The organism is Microcoleus sp. FACHB-68 (assembly GCF_014695715.1).
In the GTDB taxonomy this organism is placed as follows: domain Bacteria; phylum Cyanobacteriota; class Cyanobacteriia; order Cyanobacteriales; family Oscillatoriaceae; genus FACHB-68.
In genome coordinates, this window is the sequence record NZ_JACJOT010000008.1 from 1,371,687 (window position 1) to 1,389,765 (window position 18,079).

19 protein-coding genes are annotated in these 18,079 nt (G+C 47.9%); 12 read left to right on the top strand and 7 right to left on the bottom strand.

Going from position 1 to position 18,079, the window contains the following annotated elements; genetic code table 11:
• Positions 1-212 precede the first annotated feature (212 nt).
• The 3 genes from H6F73_RS14340 to H6F73_RS14350 all read left to right on the top strand — a co-directional run bounded on the left by H6F73_RS14340 (position 213) and on the right by H6F73_RS14350 (position 3,263).
• Entirely contained in the window at positions 213-1,190 is a 978-nt protein-coding gene (locus H6F73_RS14340) for an alpha/beta fold hydrolase (RefSeq protein WP_190759378.1), read from the top strand.
• Between the two features lie 299 nt (positions 1,191-1,489).
• On the top strand, positions 1,490-2,005 hold the full coding sequence (locus tag H6F73_RS14345; RefSeq protein ID WP_190759379.1) for a pentapeptide repeat-containing protein: 516 nt from the start codon (positions 1,490-1,492) through the stop codon (positions 2,003-2,005).
• A 94-nt stretch (positions 2,006-2,099) separates the two neighbouring features.
• Positions 2,100-3,263, top strand: a complete 1,164-nt coding sequence (locus tag H6F73_RS14350; RefSeq protein ID WP_190759380.1) for an AMIN domain-containing protein — start codon at positions 2,100-2,102, stop codon at positions 3,261-3,263.
• Positions 3,264-3,347: 84 nt separating this feature from the next.
• On the opposite strand, the gene H6F73_RS14355 is transcribed toward H6F73_RS14350, so the two are convergent.
• Together H6F73_RS14355 and H6F73_RS14360 are read right to left on the bottom strand one after the other, a co-directional pair.
• Positions 3,348-3,473 (bottom strand): photosystem II protein Y, encoded by a 126-nt coding sequence (locus H6F73_RS14355; protein ID WP_190759381.1) that lies wholly within the window; start codon positions 3,471-3,473, stop codon positions 3,348-3,350.
• A 185-nt stretch (positions 3,474-3,658) separates the two neighbouring features.
• Positions 3,659-4,213 carry a gamma carbonic anhydrase family protein gene (locus H6F73_RS14360; RefSeq protein ID WP_190759663.1) on the bottom strand — a complete coding sequence of 185 codons (555 nt, stop codon included), beginning with the start codon at positions 4,211-4,213 and terminating at the stop codon, positions 3,659-3,661.
• Between the two features lie 116 nt (positions 4,214-4,329).
• On the opposite strand from H6F73_RS14360, the gene H6F73_RS14365 reads away from it, so the two are divergent.
• Together H6F73_RS14365 and H6F73_RS14370 are read left to right on the top strand one after the other, a co-directional pair.
• Positions 4,330-4,839 carry a TIGR02652 family protein gene (locus tag H6F73_RS14365; RefSeq protein ID WP_190759382.1) on the top strand — a complete coding sequence of 170 codons (510 nt, stop codon included), beginning with the start codon at positions 4,330-4,332 and terminating at the stop codon, positions 4,837-4,839.
• A 152-nt stretch (positions 4,840-4,991) separates the two neighbouring features.
• Complete coding sequence (locus tag H6F73_RS14370; RefSeq protein ID WP_190759383.1) at positions 4,992-5,429, top strand: VOC family protein; 438 nt, start codon at positions 4,992-4,994, stop codon at positions 5,427-5,429.
• A 37-nt stretch (positions 5,430-5,466) separates the two neighbouring features.
• On the opposite strand, the gene H6F73_RS14375 is transcribed toward H6F73_RS14370, so the two are convergent.
• Together H6F73_RS14375 and H6F73_RS14380 are read right to left on the bottom strand one after the other, a co-directional pair.
• On the bottom strand, positions 5,467-5,649 hold the full coding sequence (locus tag H6F73_RS14375) for a hypothetical protein (protein ID WP_190759384.1): 183 nt from the start codon (positions 5,647-5,649) through the stop codon (positions 5,467-5,469).
• 124 nt (positions 5,650-5,773) lie between these two features.
• Positions 5,774-6,040: a hypothetical protein gene (locus H6F73_RS14380; RefSeq protein WP_199330526.1), complete on the bottom strand. Its 267-nt coding sequence runs from the start codon at positions 6,038-6,040 to the stop codon at positions 5,774-5,776.
• A gap of 217 nt (positions 6,041-6,257) precedes the next feature.
• Between H6F73_RS14380 and H6F73_RS14385 the strand changes: the two genes are divergently transcribed.
• From H6F73_RS14385 to H6F73_RS14395, 3 genes are all read left to right on the top strand, one after another.
• The gene (locus H6F73_RS14385) at positions 6,258-7,709 is read left to right on the top strand and encodes an aminotransferase class I/II-fold pyridoxal phosphate-dependent enzyme (protein ID WP_190759385.1); all 1,452 of its coding nucleotides are present in this window, start codon (positions 6,258-6,260) and stop codon (positions 7,707-7,709) included.
• A gap of 456 nt (positions 7,710-8,165) precedes the next feature.
• Positions 8,166-8,765, top strand: a complete 600-nt coding sequence (locus H6F73_RS14390; protein WP_190759386.1) for a transposase — start codon at positions 8,166-8,168, stop codon at positions 8,763-8,765.
• A 252-nt stretch (positions 8,766-9,017) separates the two neighbouring features.
• Positions 9,018-10,328, top strand: a complete 1,311-nt coding sequence (locus H6F73_RS14395; protein ID WP_190759387.1) for a hypothetical protein — start codon at positions 9,018-9,020, stop codon at positions 10,326-10,328.
• Positions 10,329-10,363: 35 nt separating this feature from the next.
• Here H6F73_RS14395 and H6F73_RS14400 read toward each other — a convergent pair whose 3' ends face one another.
• Together H6F73_RS14400 and H6F73_RS14405 are read right to left on the bottom strand one after the other, a co-directional pair.
• On the bottom strand, positions 10,364-10,609 hold the full coding sequence (locus tag H6F73_RS14400) for a hypothetical protein (protein WP_242072443.1): 246 nt from the start codon (positions 10,607-10,609) through the stop codon (positions 10,364-10,366).
• 110 nt (positions 10,610-10,719) lie between these two features.
• Positions 10,720-11,913 carry a SpoIID/LytB domain-containing protein gene (locus tag H6F73_RS14405; protein ID WP_190759388.1) on the bottom strand — a complete coding sequence of 398 codons (1,194 nt, stop codon included), beginning with the start codon at positions 11,911-11,913 and terminating at the stop codon, positions 10,720-10,722.
• A gap of 354 nt (positions 11,914-12,267) precedes the next feature.
• On the opposite strand from H6F73_RS14405, the gene H6F73_RS14410 reads away from it, so the two are divergent.
• From H6F73_RS14410 to H6F73_RS14425, 4 genes are all read left to right on the top strand, one after another.
• Entirely contained in the window at positions 12,268-13,398 is a 1,131-nt protein-coding gene (locus tag H6F73_RS14410) for an ABC transporter ATP-binding protein (RefSeq protein WP_190759389.1), read from the top strand.
• A gap of 310 nt (positions 13,399-13,708) precedes the next feature.
• Positions 13,709-14,827: an extracellular solute-binding protein gene (locus H6F73_RS14415; RefSeq protein WP_190759390.1), complete on the top strand. Its 1,119-nt coding sequence runs from the start codon at positions 13,709-13,711 to the stop codon at positions 14,825-14,827.
• A 110-nt stretch (positions 14,828-14,937) separates the two neighbouring features.
• A complete protein-coding gene (locus tag H6F73_RS14420; protein WP_190759391.1) occupies positions 14,938-15,846 on the top strand; it encodes an ABC transporter permease subunit in 909 nt (302 codons plus the stop codon).
• Positions 15,847-15,966: 120 nt separating this feature from the next.
• Positions 15,967-16,812: an ABC transporter permease gene (locus H6F73_RS14425; protein ID WP_190759392.1), complete on the top strand. Its 846-nt coding sequence runs from the start codon at positions 15,967-15,969 to the stop codon at positions 16,810-16,812.
• 131 nt (positions 16,813-16,943) lie between these two features.
• On the opposite strand, the gene H6F73_RS14430 is transcribed toward H6F73_RS14425, so the two are convergent.
• Positions 16,944-17,921: a DUF1517 domain-containing protein gene (locus H6F73_RS14430; RefSeq protein ID WP_190759393.1), complete on the bottom strand. Its 978-nt coding sequence runs from the start codon at positions 17,919-17,921 to the stop codon at positions 16,944-16,946.
• Between the last annotated feature and the right edge of the window lie 158 nt (positions 17,922-18,079).

Here is an 18,079-nt window from a genome sequence, read left to right on the forward strand (position 1 = left end):
TATTATATCGTATTCAATCCATGCACAATGTATGTGAACTTGTAATTGCCATTCTACTCAGTCTGACTGAGTTTCTGTAACTGTGTTAATCTATCTTCGGAAATAGCTTGCCTCAAAAAGCTATAGCCATTGGAAATGCAGACCCAAGGCTATGGCCAAAACCATTAAAATTGAGAAGAAAGTTTGTAAAGTAATTTTGAGTTGAGGCAAGTGTGACTGTTTCCAGGCAATGGCAGCAACGAGTTGGAAGTCAGCGGGACTGGATCTGGCGCGGGTGGCAAACTCGCTATACTTACCTACGCTCTCCAGGGTTCGACCGGCAGGGCGAATCCCCAGTCGCTTCTTCTCCCTTAATTCTACTGCATGGGTTTGGGGCATCGATTGGCCACTGGCGAAACAATCTGGCTGATTTGGCTCAGCATCACACGGTTTACGCATTAGATATGCTGGGCTTTGGAGCGTCTCAAAAAGCACCGGCTCAGTACAATGTATCACTGTGGGTCGAGCAAGTCTATGAATTCTGGAAGACGTTTATTAATGAGCCGGTTGTGTTGGTGGGCAACTCGATAGGTTCTTTGGTTTGTCTGGCGGCGGCGGAGGCTCATCCAGAAATGGTGCGGGGCATTGTGATGCTCAGTCTGCCTGATCCCTCTGTACGAGAGGAGGCGATCCCGGCATGGTTGCGACCGATCGTTACAACAGTTGAAGGAATCGTGGCCTCACCGGCATTGCTGAAAACGATATTTTATTTTGTTAGACGCCCCTCAATTGTTCGCCGTTGGGCCGGCATCGCTTATGCAAATCCGACGGCTGTAACAGAAGAACTGGTGGAAATTTTAGCCGGCCCTGCTCAAGATCGCGGTTCCGCCCAAGCTTTTTGCGCCATTCTCAAAGCAATGGCCAGTTCCAAATTTGGGCCAAGCGTTAAGAAAGTTCTGCAAAACCTAAAAATTCCGATGCTCTTGATTTGGGGACGTGAAGATCGCATGATCCCCCCCGGACTCGCCCGTCAGTTTGGCCAGCATAACACCGGCTTGCAGGTCGTTGAGCTAGAAAATGCCGGCCACTGCCTCCATGATGAATGTCCAGAGCAAGTTAACAAAATGATCTTGGAGTGGCTGAACGAGCAGTGTGCCGGTGCGCCGGTTTCGCCTTCCGTCTCAACGTCTTCTGCCATCTTCAGCCCCTAAAAACAGCCTTTTGTCGCTTCAGCACAGCGCCGATAAATCAGGGATTTGAGCAGATTTCATCTATTTACCAAAACATCCATCCCCAAAGAAGTTGACACTCGCTGCAAAAAAAGCGCAAAGTAAGCCCGTTACCAACATTTGCGGTACAATGTCTGCCCTTGAGGAACTAGAACACAGGGACTAGAGACTACAAACTAGGGATTCTACCGTAGCTAAAAGCCAATCAAACATTTTGTTTTGACTTTTAACCAATAACCGTATCAGACTCACCGACTTTTGTTTTGGCATAACTCAGGAATATGAAACTCAGCATTCTAGCGATCTGCACACTGTTAGCCAGCCTCTGTCTACCGAATCCAGCTTTTGCTGCCAATCCCCAACACCTCAGACGCTTGCTTGATACCAATGTCTGTCGCGGCTGTAACCTCAAGGGCGCTAACCTGAGCAAAGCCGACCTCAGCAACGCTGACCTTCGGGGTGCTTTACTAACGAATGTGAACCTACAAGGGGCTAATTTGTCTGGTGCAAAACTGCATCGCGCCCACATGAGCAATGTCAACTTAAGCGGCGCTTCTCTGGTGGGGGCTGATCTTAAAGGAACTTCTCTGGATGATGCTGACTTAACAAATGCAGACCTCAGACAGGCTCAACTGACTTTTGCGACGTTAATTCGTGCCAACCTGTTGAACGCGGATTTGAGGGGCGCTTATTTTGTTGGTGCGAATCTGCGAGATGCAAATCTAACTGAAGTAGATTTATCGAGTGTGATTTTAACAAGAGCAACGATGCCGGATGGCAAAGTCAACAAAGAATAGATGAACGCAAAAGGGAAAGGGTAGGGGCTAATAGTTTATGGTTGATGGCATAAACTATTCGCAAGCTTGCAATTAGCAATTTCAGTAAAAAGCAATGCAGACAGCAAAACTAGGCCAAAGATTTTCGCTGTGCTGGGGATTGCTAACAGCCCCAGGCTGCCGGCAGTGCCGGCCTTTAACCCTCGGCTTTGCCGGCATGATGATGATGTGTACGCAAGAAATTGCTGTGCTGCCGGCACAAGCAGCTATTTTGTCAAGCTGGAACTTTGACTCAAAAAATAACCAGCTGGAATTGATGGTGCAGGAGGGGGCGCAGCCGAGCTTCTCGGTGTTGAGCCAACCCCCACGCATTGTTTTAGACCTCCCCAATACTGATTTGGGAGTCAATCCCAGCCAAAAGACTTATTCGGGCACTGTGCGTCAAATTGAGGTATCGCAGATCCAGGGCGGAACGACCAGAATTGTGATGGAGTTCGATCCCGCAGTTGTTTTAGACCCCGCCCAAGTGCGGCTGCAACGAGTATCAGCACCGATTGAAAGCGGCCCATTCCGAGATCGGTGGGTTCTGCGTCCCTTCGTTGCTACGGCACCCATCGGCACAGGTGGTTGGCAAACTGCTTCACCCCTACCACCAGCAACTTATAGCAACCCTCAGTCTGCTGCTGTCAGCGTTCCACCTTTGGAACAGACCAATTTCCCGCGCCCAACGGCAGTGGGTGAGTTTGACCAGCCCTTCCCTCCTGCCCCGCAACTGCCGCGATCAAATCCGCTTGGCACCCTTCCTCTAGCACTTCCCACAGAAACCTCTGCTATTCCTGTCCCCTCGGCAACGGTGATGGTGCCTTCTCTAGAAACGCAATCACCTGTGGGGATAACAAAAGTTGGTTTTGCTAATCCTGCCCCTGCCGGCCTTCCCAAGCCGCGAGGAAATGAGATTTTGCTGCCGGCAGGGGCGCAACTGTTTGTCCGTTACGCGGGTGAAAGAATTGTGAAGTTTCACCCCGATTTAGACCGGCAGGAAGTCTTGTTTCTAGATGCGGCAATTTTTGATAGGGCCGGCAACTTGATTGCGCCTGAAGGAACGCCCGTGATTGGACGGTTTGAAAGCAATCGCAAGGGCAGCCGGTTTGTCGCTCAAGCCATTACCCTTTTTGGTCGCAATATCCCCCTAGCTGCCCAATCAGAACGCTACAAGAAACCTAACCTTCTGCAACCGGGTGGAATTATGGAAATCCGTCTGAAGGAAGCCTTGCGCTAAGGGAATGGGGATTGGGGATTGGGATTAGGGAATTTGTAACCTCTCTTCTCCCTAACCCCTAGTCCCTAGTGCCTAGTTCCTAATTCAGGTTCCTCTGTTCAAAAACCCTTGAATTTGCCGGATGGCTGCCGGCGCAATGTTAAACAATGCCCAGCTTGCGGCCAGAGCGATAGGGCCAACAACGATAAGCACACGCCAATCAAAGTCCATTTGGGTTTCCCTCTTTTAAAAGATTGTTACACCGTTCTCATTTGTAATATTTTGCGGCGAAAGGGGCGAAATTGCTAGACCTTTCCCTTAATTGAGCGGTGAGCTTGTTAAGGCTTGGGATCAAGGGCAAATGAGGAACCGGCAACGAACTCTTTAAAATCCAAACTCTCACACCTTAATTTGGATTAGTGGGGGTGGGTGAATCCGAGATTGGTGCCTTTGCCGGCATGAACCAAAGCCAGTTGCTCATAGCGTTCTGCGTGTTTTATCAGTTCAGCGGCTTCTTCGGGGGAAATCTCTCGCAACCGCTTTGCCGGCACCCCCACAACAAGGGAAAAGGGTGGCACATCCTTTGTCACAATCGCGCCGGCTCCAATAATGCTGCCGGTTCCCACGCGCACACCGTCCATCACCACAGCGCCGATCCCGATCAGGCTACCCCGTTCAATGTAAGCACCGTGAACCACGGCTCGATGACCGATGGTAACGCATTCTTCTAGAATTGTTGGCTGACCCGGATCGCCGTGTAGAATCGCACCATCTTGGATATTGGTGCACGCTCCGATTTCAATTTTTTCCACATCTGCTCGCACGACTGCGCCATACCAAATACTCGCGCCGGCAGCTACGGAAACTTGACCGATAACCGTGGCATTCGGGGCGATAAAAGCAGCGAGAGAAAGGTCAGCAGGGGGCCAATAAGAGACCTGTATGGGTAAAGGTTGGTTAAAATTGCTCACCATTGTTTGCCGGTTAATCAGAGAATCCCCGTAGAATTTGAGCTGAGGGCGGAATACCCACAGCTATAATAAAAGCACTGAAACTGGCGCATAAATAATATGCTGGTATGCACTTCATGATCAATCCAGGCTTGCAGTACCCTATTTTTGGCTCGGAGATTCAATGCCCCCACTGCCGGCAAACGATTCCGGCACTTACGCTAACAGATACTTATTTGTGCCAACGTCATGGTGCGTTTGAGGCAAATCCGAAGACGGGGGAATTGATCCATCTTCAATCCGGGCGTCACTGGCGTCGGTGGAACAATGAGTGGTATCGGCAACACACCCATCCGGATGGGATTCGATTTGAAATCCATGAGGCACTTGATCGCCTCTACACCCAAGGTTTCCGCGCCACGCGGGTGATTATCGCCCAACGCTATAAAGACTTAATTAGCTCTTATTTGGAGCGCAGCACGCCTTGGCGGGGCCAATCTGACTCTCCCAAACCCCGACTTTACGGGCTGCCGGTGGAGTTTAGCCCCGATCCCGCAGAAGAACCCTGCTGGGAAGTGATTAATTTTGAGCTTGACAAAGAGCCGGGGGTGCCGGTTCGTTACCCTTATTTCCGGCTGTTTGAGTAGGGTTGGGTTTCGCCGACTATTTTTGCACCCACTGCTGACAATCACTCAAAAAAACCCGCTCATATCGCAGCGGGTTCAATCAATAATTTTGGTGCCGGCGCAGACTGTTATTTCAGAAAATCCGCCCGTACTCTTGACAATTTAAATTGATTATGCATCACGCTTCCATTCGCACTGCGAATATTCACCGGGCGATGGCGTTTTACGAACTATTGGGCTTTAGTGTTTGTGAGCGCTTTACTGCCGGCATCACCCTCGCCTGTTGGATGGAAGGGTTAGATGGGCGCATAGAATTAATTCAAATTCCCCAACCCAAGCCGGCACCGGATGCCTTTGAGGATGAACATTATACGGGTTATTATCATTTATCGTTTGACCTCACCGACACCGCAACAGATTTACCCGGTTGGTTAAACGCTTTAAAAGAACGGTTTACCCAAGCTGCCGGTGAGCAACCCGAACAATTCCAACCTTTAAAAATTCTATTAGAACCCACCCAACAGATGATTGGGGATCGTGTTTACGAAGTTGCTTTTATTGCGGATACGGATGGGTTGCCTTTAGAATTCTTGCGCTGTTTAAAAGGGTAAAAAGTGCAGGAGTCAGAGGAAGATAAATTAGAATAACCTACCGGCAAACCAAAACACAAGAATTTTGCGGGCGAACATCTTGATGCTTTTCAGGCAACGGCGCTTTTATTTCAACAGCATTTGAGCCATACCCAGCCGGCACTCTAGACTCAGCCTGTTTAACCGCTGATAAACCAATTGTTAGACAAAGTGCAGTGATTGCCAAAATTCCAAATTTCATCTGATTTCCCTCCAATAATTGCAATATTCAGTTTTCAAAAACGCGCTTTTCTGCCAGAAATAGCAAGTTGTATTCAGTTATTTTCTTGCCGATTTCTCTGAAAACTTATAACAACGGGCTATTTTTAGTAATAACGCCGCTCAATCCATTCGCGCATCTCAGCATCAGAAGCTACACAAATAGATCGTCCTGTTGTTGGATCGTAAGCGTGCCAGCCGGTTTCACCGTTGCGGTCAGATGTTTTCCAAACTCGCAGTTCATGGCCGCTTGCTAACCACACAAAAAGGCGCTGCCAAACTGTTTTAAAGATTAAGGGAAAGCGTGTCGAGGCATTTTTCGAGGCGTTTAAAGATACCTGAGATACCGCTTCTGGAGTGTGAGAGGTTGTCATAACTAGAACCTCATGTTTGCTTTTGAATCTGTTACCTTTACTTTCTCCTAATAGAGATTGACCTGAGAAGGTACAGATTGCTAGAGTTTAGCTAGTACAGTTGCCACAACTAAAAGTGTTCTAGTAAAACTTAGTAAAACTGTACTAGCTAAAGCGGTTTTGCATCGCTTATATTGCTTAACATCCCTCTGCTGTCATTCTGAGGAAGAAACGCACCGTGATTATTCCACTGGAGCGACAATCATCCAAAGCCGTCTATCTGCAAATTCGGGATCGCATTAGCCGGCTTATCAAATCAGGTGTTTTAAAACCCGGGGACAAACTTCCCTCAATTCGGGCGTTAGCTTTAAGTACACAAGTCAACAAATTAACCGTTATTGAAGCCTATAGCGTCCTGGAAGCTGATGGGTTAATTCACGCTCGTCAAGGCGCTGGTTATTTCGTCAGTAAGCCCGCAATCGCCTGTCCCCAGCCGGCTTCAACCTTTGCCCCACCCCAAGATGTGATTGTATCCGAACGGCAGGGGGGGTCATTTTTCAACGTCATCATGAGTTCACTGGATGCGCTGCACCACTTAGGTACGATTGATTTCAGCAGTGGGTTTCCCCTCGACTCAGGATTAGAAGATTTACAGCGCATTGCCAGACGCGCAGTCAAGCAAATGGCTGAGGCTTTATTTCACTATGATGTGCCGCAAGGACAGTTCACTTTGCGGCAACAAATTAGCCGGATGTTGGTGCAGCGAGGACTGGAAGTGACGCCAGAGAATTTGATCGTCACAAATGGTTCACAGCAAGGGTTATCCTTGGCAATTAATTACTATGTGAATCCCGGAGACTGGGTGATTGTAGAAAGTCCCACTTATCACGGGGCATTGTCAATTTTGTGTTATAGGGGAGCTAGGGTGATTGGCATTCCCATGACAGCAGAAGGGATGAATTTGGAATTACTTGAGCAGTACCTTTATACGCATCACCCAAAGCTGATTTACACAGTTTCGACGATGCACAATCCGACAGGGGTGACAACGCCCCAATCTCACCGGCAGCACTTATTAAGACTAGCTGAGCGTTATGGTTGTGCGATTTTAGAAGATAATGCTTATGAAGGTTTAAATTTTGAGCCAGTGCCGGCACCGATTAAAGCGCTAGATCGGCATGATTGCGTGACTTACTTGGGCACTTTTTCCAAAACTTTGATGCCCGGTAGTCGCGTGGGTTACATGGTAGTAACGGGAAAAAATTACCAGCCTTTTGTTGAACGTAAATTACTGGGCGACTTACATACTTCAACGGTTTCTCAGGCAATTATTAGTGAATATCTTGCTTCCGGGCACTATCGCCGCCGGCTGAGTTATTTGCAAAGCCATCTTTTACAAAGCCGGAATGCGATGTTAAGTGCTTTGGAGCAATACTTCCCTATAGAAGCTTCTTGGACTGTTCCACACGGCGGTTTATTTTTGTGGGTGCATTTACCAGATGGTTTACCCATGAAATCAATCTGTCAGAAAGCGGTTTCTCAAAATGTTTTAGTTACTGATGGTAAGGCTTTTTTCCCAGATGAACAGGGATATCCAGCAATGCGGCTGAATTTTTCTCATACGCCGGAAGAGATTGAGCGCGGAATCTCGGTTTTGGGTAAATTGTTGAAGGATGCTTTGGTTGCGTAAGGGCGAAGCATTCGAGATTTCAACTTTTGTGAAGAACCGAACTGTGGCTGCCCGAAACTCTGGCGAAGTGTAAGGGCGAAGCATTCGGGATTTCAACTTTTGTGAACAACCGAACTGTGGCTGCCCGAAACTTTGGCGAAGTGTAAGGGCGAAGCATTCGGGATTTCAACTTTTGTGAAGAACCGAATTGTAGCTGCCCGAAACTCTGGCGAAGTGTAAGGGCGAAGCATTCGGGATTTCAACTTTTGTGAACAACCGAACTGTGGCTGCCCGAAACTCTGGCGAAGTGTAAGGGCGAAGCATTCGGGATTTCAACTTTTGTGAAGAACCGAACTGTAGCTGCCCGAATGCTTCGCCCCTACTGTGTAAATCTTCGGTTCTTCAAGTATGACAAAGATATTATAATGGAGGGCACAAAAATTTCAATTTTGAAGGGCAAGAGGGTGCTTAACAGTTATGAACTATAACCCGGAGAAACATCATCGCCATTCAATTCGCCTTAAAGGATATGATTACAGGCAGGGAGGTGCGTATTATGTCACCATTTGCTGTCATCAAAGACGATTTTTATTAGGAGAGATTGTAAGCGGGGTAATGCACTCAAATCACATCGGTGCGACTGTTCAAGCTGTTTGGGATAGTTTACCGCACCATTTTCCATTTTTAGAATTGGATGCTTTTGTCGTGATGCCTAATCATATACATGGAATTCTTGTAATTGTTGAAAATTATAGCGAAGCATCTGTGCCAGAGGATAATGATACTCCATTGATCTTTTCACAGAGGAAGATTTCCCCTAAGCCGGCAGAGCAAACGATACCCCCTCGCGGCACACTAGCCGGTTCATTGGGGGCAATTATTCAAAACTTTAAATCAGTGACCACGCGCCGAGTCAATCGTCTAACGGGCAATAAAGCGACAATCTGGCAGCGCAACTATTATGAAAAAATTATTCAGAATAAAACCGCTTATCAAAATATCAGGCGATACATCATGGAAAATCCACTCAACTGGAACGAGGATGAACACAATCCGAGCAATAAAATCAATAAATAAGCAATATCATAAAATATGTAGGGGCGAAGCATTTGGGCGCAAATACATAAAATATATGAAAAATAACTATACCCAAATGCTTCGCCCAACTCTCCAGGTAACGCCCCTACGGGGGAATTTATAAGAATTTCGGCAGCAAAAGCGCACCCATCAATCAGAGAGATGGCAGAAAAGAGTAACAACCGATCCCCTTAAAATCTCCACAAGCCTATACTTGTAAGTAGTACAGGCAATCATACTTGAGGGAAGGACATGGCTCCAAATCCCATCATCATGCAGGCAGTCGAACAGATGGGCTACCGCGTCACAGTCGGAGACGTAGCCACCAAAGCCGGCTTAAATATCAATCTGACTGAACGAGGATTATTAGCCCTTGCGTCCGAGGCGGGTGGGCATTTACAAGTCGCAGACACCGGGGACGTTGTCTACCTATTTCCCCCAAACTTCCGGACAATTATCCGCAATAAGTATTTACAGATACAACTGAAGGAATGGTGGGAAAAAGTCTGGCGGGTGTTATTTTACCTGATCCGGATATCCTTCGGGATTGTTTTGCTGCTTTCAATCGCCATAATTTTTCTGACGATTTTTGCCATTCTCACTGCCACTAATCAAGATGGTGACAGCAGAGGCGAAGGCAGCCATTCGGGTGGCGGGATGATCTTCATGCCGAGTTTCTGGATCGGGCCAGATTGGTTCTGGTTTTTATACTGGGATTATGACAATCCCCGCCGGCAGTACCAACGCCGGCAATCTCCCGGTGAAGGTAACCAGATGCATTTTCTGGAAGTCGTCTTCTCCTTCCTTTTTGGCGATGGCAATCCCAATGCGGATCTGGAAAAACGCCGGTGGCAAGCCATTGGTAACGTCATCCGCAACAACCAAGGTGCGGTGATTGCCGAACAAATTTCCCCCTATCTAGACGACACCGGCACCGGCTACGCCAAGGAATATGAAGAATATATGCTGCCGGTGCTCAGCCGCTTTAATGGCCGGCCTGAAGTCAGTCCCGAAGGCCAATTAGTCTATCATTTCCCAGAGTTGCAAACCACCGCAAAAGAACACCAGATACAGCCGGTGCAAGCTTATTTGCGGGAAGGGCTGTGGCGCTTCAGTCAGGCAAATTCTAGCCAACTCATGCTGGCAATCGGGTTGGGTGCAGTGAATTTTATTGGTGCGCTTGTTCTAGGTTCCCTATTAGCCAGTGGCACAGCCGCAAAATTAGGGGGCTTCGTTGCCTTCGCAGCCTCAATTTACAGCGTTTTACTTGCATACGGAATCGGCTTTTTGGCAGTTCCTTTAGGCCGGTATTTCTGGATTCAGTGGAAAAACCGCAAAATAGAATCCCGAAATCAAATTAGACAAGAGCGTGCGGTTATTTTAAATCAACCGGATGCTGAATTGCAGAAAAAACTTGCCTTTGCCCAACAATTTGCCGCACAAAGTATTATTGGCAGTGAAGACCTGGCTTACACAACAGAAACTGATTTAATCGAACAAGAAATCGAGCAAACAGCCAAACTCGATGCCGAATGGCAGCGCCGGCTCAATAGCGGAGAGTAAGGGAGAGTGGGGGAAAAATACCCCACTCCCAATCTCTAATCCTTGGGACGCTTGAAAACTAAAAAGCCGTAGCCATAAGCCGGCGTATAATTCAAGCCAACCATTTCCCAACCTTCCTCTCCAACTTGATTGGCGTATTCATGTAGAGGCTTATTAATGCTGGGATCTCGCGCTTCTTGACCATTCACGCTTTGGGCGCGGAGATCCCCAGCAAAATAGTCAAACCGAACGAACAGATATTCCCACTTCGGCATCATGCCCCTTTCAATTTCAGACAACATTCCGTCCCATATAAATATTTTCTAGATTTGTTAGAAAAAAATTCCTAGTCTGCTAATTTCTGCCCTTCCTAATAAATGGGACACAGACAGAAACAAACATTCAGATGCCGCTACTCTACCTGGATTGTAGCTAGCGTTGCGCCTTGGTAATAATGGGCCAAAATCGACTGGTAGGGAACGCCCCGCCTAGCCATGTTGTAAGCGCCCCACTGACTCAGGCCAATTCCGTGACCGAAACCGTAGCCTTGAATAACAAAAGCAGTGGGAACCGGCTTAGAATTGCCTTTACTAGGCTGCTGACCGCCCTGCGGGTTCACCTTAAAGCGAGAGCTTCTCAGTCCCAGTGTGTCTCTGAGGGCATCCCCACTCATCGACCGAGTGCCGGCATCCCCAACCACTTTCATCGTAATAATCCGACCTGTGGGCGTGGTGCGTTCGGGTGTCATTGACACCACATTGCCGACGCCAGAAATCAAACCGCTGAGTTCTTCACGGGAAAAGGTTTTTGTCCACTCATAGCCTGGTGTTCCCCGATCATCATCCGGAACGCCGCGCAAGTAGGGGAGGGGTTCTTCCCATACATCCTCGACGTTTTCCGTGTGTCCCCCAGAGGAAGAATGGAACACTGCGAGAATAATTTCTCCATTATGGGTGAGCACTTGGCCGGCTGTGGTATCCACGGCTGCATAGGTGCCAGGAGATTCTGTTTCAACGCCTTTGTAAACCTGCCATCCCTGGTTATCGCCCACATCATACAAGCCATTTGTGCCGGCCCCGCGTTCGTGAAGGGCGTAGGAACGTGCAGCCACCGCTTGCGCCTTCAGGGCTTCTTGGGGCCAACCGCCGTCCATTTCGGCACCGAGAACACTGTAGAGATATTTTTCGAGATCGACGTAATTAACCGCTGTGATGCCTTTGCCGGTGGGAACCAAGAGGGTGCGGCCTCGATACCAGCGATCATTAATGTAAATATAACCGTCGCCGGTTGGCTCGATCCAAATCTGACCGGCTTGCCAGCGGTTGATGGCGACAAATTTGCCTCGCAGTTCCGCAGCAAAGCCATTCATGCCGGCGAGTTCGCCTAAAACTTGACCAGCACCATTGCGAACGATCGCGTTCGTGGAACTGCCGACTTTAACCTTACTGACCTCCTCTTCAATGGCCACTCGCATTTCCAGCGCTGCCTGAGCCGGTGCTAGCAGCATCAACCAGATTAGAGTCGAAAGCCACCAGGAATGTTTTCCCCATTTCATCGGCTGTTGAACTCGTGAGAGCACAGAGAAGGAGAAAAATCTAGCACTCATTTGGATAAATTCCCCTTACAGTCAAAAAAAGCACGAATGACAAGCGCTTCTGCGATTAAACTTCGCCGTCAAAATCAAACTTAAAAGCCATTTGCCAATGTGGCACAATATTAAAACAATTGATTCCCCCTTGGGTAGTAGTTCTCGCGCTTCTTTTCGGCTTTGCGCCAGCCGCCGGCCCTCATCAAACAAAATGTCGCCGGTGTGCAATTTTGGCCAGCGCCGTAAAAACCTTTAATAAAGTGTAATTTGCATTCCGAAATTCAAGTGCTGTAGATACAATAAACCCAACACAGATAAACCAGCAAAATCGGCACAGCCTTTAAATGGGGCATCACCGCAGGGGTGACTATTATGTTTCAGACGGCTACACAAAATCGAGGCACTACGGGAACAGAGACCAGTCTCGACGTTGAACTGCGTAAAGTTTTTAAAGTGTTTAACGGCGAAACGGCTGTACGCGGTGTCGATCTCGATATCCATCGGGGAGAGTTCTTCAGTATTCTTGGCCCTTCTGGCTGTGGTAAAACCACCACACTGCGCTTAATGGCCGGGTTTGAGACGCCGTCAGCAGGAGAGGTCATGATTCGGGGCCAATCTATGACCCAAGTCCCACCCTACCGGCGGCCCGTTAATACTGTCTTTCAAAGCTATGCCTTATTTAACCACCTGAGTGTCTGGGATAATATTGCCTTTGGACTGCGAATTAAACGCCTAGGTAAAGCAGAACTTGAAGATCGGGTAAAAGAAGCGCTCAAGCTTGTCAAAATGGAAGCCTACGCCAGCCGGTATCCAGCGCAGTTATCGGGGGGACAGCAACAGCGGGTGGCTTTGGCGCGAGCACTGGTGAACCGACCGGCAGTCGTATTGCTTGATGAACCCCTCGGTGCCCTAGATTTGAAACTGCGGAAGGAAATGCAGGTAGAGTTATCAAATCTGCATCAAGATTTGGGCTTAACGTTTATTATGGTTACGCACGATCAGGAAGAGGCGCTTTGCTTATCTGACCGTATTGCCGTGATGAATCATGGCCGCATTGAGCAAATTGGCTCCCCCAGCGAAATTTATGAGCGACCCCGCACACCTTTCGTTGCAGATTTTATCGGGGAAACCAATCTGTTTAATGGCAGGATTGAAAATCAAGACGGCTCAACCCTCCAGATTTTGACTGAGAAAAAGCTCAAAATTACGGTGCAGCAGCCAGAAGTTTGGACTCAATTAGGCTCCGGAGAGCCAGTGGTTGTCAGCGTGCGACCGGAGAAAATTCAGTTAAATTTGTATCCACCAAACCTCCCGACTGACTGCTTTGAGGGCCGGCTAAAGCACGTTATGTATTTGGGCACCCATGTACATTATGTGGTGCAGTTAGTGTCAGGAGACACCCTAACCGTTATGCAGCCTAACACGGTTGGCAGTTTGCCGGATGCAGACACTCCCATTTATGTTTCTTGGTCGCCCACAGATTGTATTGCGCTGCCGGCTTAAAAAACTGGGCAATAATGCTGGATCTGGGAAAATTCTCACCTTTAAATTTTGAATCGTTGAATGCTTGAATTCCTGAGTTAAATTCAAGCATTCAATGCCTAAAAAATGGGATGTTAACCTATTAAAAACGAATGCGAACACAGGAAAAATCACAGAAAACCCTCCTTTAGAGCGAGTTTATAAAAGCTAGCAGCAGCCAAATACTGAAGGCTGTAATTTTAGATGAGCCATTCGTCATCTAAAATAGAAAATATCCAATCTGCAATTTAAAATCCGCTGACTGTTCATCGCTGACGATCCCTAAAAAACAGTGCCTTCAAAAGATTTACACGCATCTGGGTTCTCCACAACACGACGCCGGTTCTTACAAGCATCAACTGCGGCAGTCGTGGGATCGACGCTATCGAGCTGTGGGTGGAGGCTGGCTAATGTGCAATCCTCTCCTGGCCCGATTCCGCCCACCAAAATGTACATCTACACTTGGGCGAACTATACCGATGAAGAGTTGCTCAAGAACTTCTCCGAGCAAACCGGCATCGAAGTGATTGCTGATGTGTTTGAGTCCAATGAAGCAATGCTTGCCAAAATTCAGACCGGCGGTGGGGGTGCCTACAGCATCATCTACCCCTCGGAGTACATGGTGAGAAAGCTGATTGAGCTGGAGATTTTGCGAGAACTCGATCACTCGCGTTTGGTGGGAATTAAAAATCTGTACCCGCGATTTCAAAATCCCGACTACGATCCGGGGAACCGCCACAGTGTACCGATCAGCTGGGGAACCACCGGCCTGATTTACAACCCAAATAAGTTGCAAAATCCTCCACAGGATTGGAACTACCTCTGGGATAACCAGCGAGATTTGTCCCGCCGGCTCACCTTGCTTAATGATCTTCGCGAGGTCATGGGTTGCGCGTTAAAAAGCTTAGGCTACTCCTACAATTCCACCAATCCAGAACACATTAAACAGGCGTATGAGAGGTTAGTCGCACTCAAGCCGGCAGTGGCAGCGTTTAATTCCGACGCATGGCGTGATCAAATATTAGCTGGTGATTTACTGATGGCAATGTGTTATTCATCAGATGCCAATGAAGTCATCTCAGAAAATTCGGAATTAAAATATGTACTGCCAACAAGTGGGTCTTCCTTATGGATAGATACCCTCGTCATTCCCAAATTTGCCCCCAATGTAGAGGGCGCTTATGCTTGGATTAACTTCTTATTGCAGCCGGCAGTGGCCGCAAAGATTTGCGAGCGATTGAGTTTTGCAACCCCTAATCAAGTAGCTGTTAATAAACTGCCTGAAGAAGTTCGTAACAATGTCGGCTTGTTTCCGCCAGAATCAGCCTTAGAAAAGTGTGAAGGTCTCGCGCCGCTGGGAGAAGCAAACGAACTTTATGAACGCTACTGGACAAAATTAACCAGTGGGTAAATCGTCACGGATTTTCGCTCTTTTGTCAGTAGCGAATTCTTCATCATTCATGACAGCAAACAATTTGCAATTAGCCAATAGCAACTAACAATTAATTCCAGAGGAAATCGGTGTCTGTATCTACTAAAACCTCCCCTCCCGTTCCCCCACAGTCTCAGCCCGATGTCCGCCGGCTGGGGTCAAACTTGTTAGGCCCAGCGGTGTTACTTGGCCCCGCCGGCTTGTGGTTGCTCTTGTTGCTAGTGGTGCCCACCCTAGTAATTTTCGAGCTAAGTTTGGTGCCAAATATCCGACCTGGGGATCTGGTCATTCCTTCAGGTTTGGGCAACTATCTGCGAGTATTTGAATCCCTGAACCTCCAAGTCATGGGGAGATCGCTATTCTTTGCCATCGGCACTACCCTGATTTGTTTGAGCCTGGGCTTTCCCGTTGCTTATTGGATTGCCTTAATGACCCCCCAGCGATGGCGAAATCTGCTGCTGCTGGGCTTTATTTTGCCTCTGTGGACTTCTTCTCTCCTGCGTTCTTACGCTTGGGTAACGATTCTACGACCCACTGGCGTGCTTAATTTATTTCTCACCAGTTTAGGATTGCCGGCTTTGGATTTACTTAACCGCAGCTCAGCCGTTTTGATTGGCATGAGCTACAGTTATCTACCCTACATGGTTTTGATTCTATACGCGTCCCTAGAAAAACTTGATCGGCGCTTGCTGGAAGCTTCAGCAGATTTGGGAGCCAATCCGATTGAAACCTTCTGGAAAGTAACCGTTCCCCAAACCTTCCCTGGAATTGCCGCCGGCTCACTGTTGGTTTTCATCAGCAGTTTAGGCGATTTTGTTGATCCAGAATTGTTGGGTGGGGCATCTAGCATGACCGTCGCCCGCTTAATTTACAACCAATTTTTGGGAGCTACTCAAAATTGGGGCTTCGGTTCAGCGCTGAGCATGGTTTTAATTTTTCTCGTCAGTATTGCAATTGCGCTTTTACTGAAATATGGCGATACTAAGCCACAAGGATAAAAACAAGCTGAATAATCCTTGCTTTTTCAGGAAATTTATTTGCAGTTGAAATCACTTTTTATTAATGAGTTCGGCAATTCCATAAAAGCAGAAATCTAAACTCTAAACTCTAAAATCGGTATGACAGAAACGGTGAGCCATGAACTGGAGGAGATACCCGTAGATATGGTGCAATCTAAACCTAAATTTCAGGTTTCTTGGCAGGTTGTTTTTTCCCTGGTAATGTTTGTTTTCATGTATCTGCCAATTGTGGTTCTGACTGTTTATAGCGTTAACCAGTCTCCCTACAGTGCCGGCTGGAAAGGATTTACCTGGGATTGGTATCTCAAACTCTTTAGTGACAAACGAATTTTAACGGCGCTGCAAAATAGTTTGACGGTGGCTTTCAGCGCGGTTGTCATCTCAGCAATATTCGGCACCCTGCTGGCGGTGGGTTTGGCTCGTTATCGATTTCCTGGTAAAAACTTATTTCTAGGAATCTCTTACCTACCATTAATTATCCCAGATATTGCGATTGCGGTGGCTACTTTGGTATTTCTAGCAGCACTGCAATTTCGTTTAAGTTTGTGGACGATTGTAGCAGCTCATGTTGTGTTTTGCTTGGCTTATATTGCTCTTGTTGTTTCCACCCGGCTTGCAGATTTAAACCCACATTTAGAGGAAGCTGCCCTTGATTTAGGCGCGACGCCGGCAGAAGCGTTTATTAAAGTCCTATTACCTCAACTCATGCCAGGAATTATCTCTGGTTGTCTCTTGGCATTTGTCCTCAGCATGGACGACTTTTTAATTGCTAGTTTCACTTCCGGTACAGGTGCAACAACGCTGCCAATGGAAATCTTTAGTCGCATTAGAACCGGCGTTAAACCCGATATTAATGCCCTGAGTGTGATTCTAATTCTGGGATCAGGAACGATTGGATTTATCGGTCAGTATTTAAGCAATCAAGGCGAACAAAAGAAACGCTAAAATAACAGCTTTTTCCCATAAAAATAGCAGGCTTCTTGCCTGCTATACAGAAAAAAATTAGATTACCTAAGATGCAAGGGGTAGGAGCCAGGACAAAGTTGAGAATAGCATTAGCCCCTAGCCCCTAATTCCTACACCAGTCTCAGGTTAGAATACTCAGCCATGATGTCATCTGAGGTTAAGGTGTCACCGGCAGCTTGAGGTGTCCAGAGAATTTCTACTGCCAACAGTTGTTCGCTGGAGATGCCGCCAATTTGACGCAGTGCTTGACGTAAATCGTCTGAACTATTGATCGCCGGCAGTTGTAGTTTGCCTTGGGTAGCAACGATAATCGAGACGACAATGTATTCTCCCGGCCCTTCCGTGTTCGCCAATTCTCCACCGCGTTGATCAGCCGGCAGATAGTTTTGAGCCTCCGATCCGCGCAGTTGGTTATTGACGTTGGAAAGAGTTTCTGCAGTGAATTTGCTGCGTTCTGTCAAAGACAGTTGGTTGAATTTAGCTTCTGCTGATTCTAAGCGAGCTTGCTGCGATTCGGCTGCGCCATAGAACAAGTATTCAGGATGACGCAATAAAGCGAGGGAGGCTTCTTGCAAAACTTGTGCCCGACCGGCAGCTGTGCCGGTGTCTGCTCTTTCAGCCAGTTCGTCTAGTTCACCTTGCAGAGAACGTGCTTCAGCCAGCAGTCCCACTTGCACTCGCGCCACAGAAACCGTGGGGTTGTTGTATTCGAGCTCTTCGACTGAAGTGCCGGCGCGACGGAAGCTTTGTACCAAGAAGTTCGCAATTGCGATAAAAATCAAGATCGTAAAGATCCCCCCAAATCCACCGCCGACGCCCCAGAAGGGAAGCAGGAAGGGAAAGCCAAATCCACCGCCACCGGGGTAATATCCGCCGCCTCTTGGGTAGTATCCGCCGCCTGGTGGTGCGTAGGTGCGCGGAGACGAGAAGGTGCGACTGGGGGCACTAAATGAGCCACCGCCAATCCGTCCGCCGGTGCGGGCTGCCAAGGCTCCATCCGCATGAGAGAAGGCTAAGGTAATCACCAGCCCGATCACCAGCAGGGATTTTACAAAGGGTTTGATTAACGAAAGCAGTTTGTTACGCATAAATATTGTCCCTATTTCTTCCGACGATCAAAGCTTTTCTGGCTTTGGGGGTTGCCATACTGACGATTGCTTTGGCCGCTTCTCTAGCTCAATCTGCTTAGCTTGGGTCTTGGCTGGGTGTCAGCAATGGCACCCTTCTAATCTATCGCCTTCTCTCA

Bases quoted from the DNA above. Each gene is read 5' to 3' on its own strand.
- H6F73_RS14345 (WP_190759379.1), top strand. From the start codon at position 1,490: ATGAAACTCAGCATTCTAGCGATCTGCACACTGTTAGCCAGCCTCTGT.
- H6F73_RS14350 (WP_190759380.1), top strand. From the start codon at position 2,100: ATGCAGACAGCAAAACTAGGCCAAAGATTTTCGCTGTGCTGGGGATTG.
- H6F73_RS14355 (WP_190759381.1), bottom strand. From the start codon at position 3,473: ATGGACTTTGATTGGCGTGTGCTTATCGTTGTTGGCCCTATCGCTCTG.
- H6F73_RS14365 (WP_190759382.1), top strand. From the start codon at position 4,330: ATGATCAATCCAGGCTTGCAGTACCCTATTTTTGGCTCGGAGATTCAA.
- H6F73_RS14370 (WP_190759383.1), top strand. From the start codon at position 4,992: ATGCATCACGCTTCCATTCGCACTGCGAATATTCACCGGGCGATGGCG.
- H6F73_RS14375 (WP_190759384.1), bottom strand. From the start codon at position 5,649: ATGAAATTTGGAATTTTGGCAATCACTGCACTTTGTCTAACAATTGGT.
- H6F73_RS14380 (WP_199330526.1), bottom strand. From the start codon at position 6,040: ATGACAACCTCTCACACTCCAGAAGCGGTATCTCAGGTATCTTTAAAC.
- H6F73_RS14390 (WP_190759386.1), top strand. From the start codon at position 8,166: ATGAACTATAACCCGGAGAAACATCATCGCCATTCAATTCGCCTTAAA.
- H6F73_RS14395 (WP_190759387.1), top strand. From the start codon at position 9,018: ATGGCTCCAAATCCCATCATCATGCAGGCAGTCGAACAGATGGGCTAC.
- H6F73_RS14400 (WP_242072443.1), bottom strand. From the start codon at position 10,609: ATGTTGTCTGAAATTGAAAGGGGCATGATGCCGAAGTGGGAATATCTG.
- H6F73_RS14405 (WP_190759388.1), bottom strand. From the start codon at position 11,913: ATGAGTGCTAGATTTTTCTCCTTCTCTGTGCTCTCACGAGTTCAACAG.
- H6F73_RS14410 (WP_190759389.1), top strand. From the start codon at position 12,268: ATGTTTCAGACGGCTACACAAAATCGAGGCACTACGGGAACAGAGACC.
- H6F73_RS14425 (WP_190759392.1), top strand. From the start codon at position 15,967: ATGACAGAAACGGTGAGCCATGAACTGGAGGAGATACCCGTAGATATG.
- H6F73_RS14430 (WP_190759393.1), bottom strand. From the start codon at position 17,921: ATGCGTAACAAACTGCTTTCGTTAATCAAACCCTTTGTAAAATCCCTG.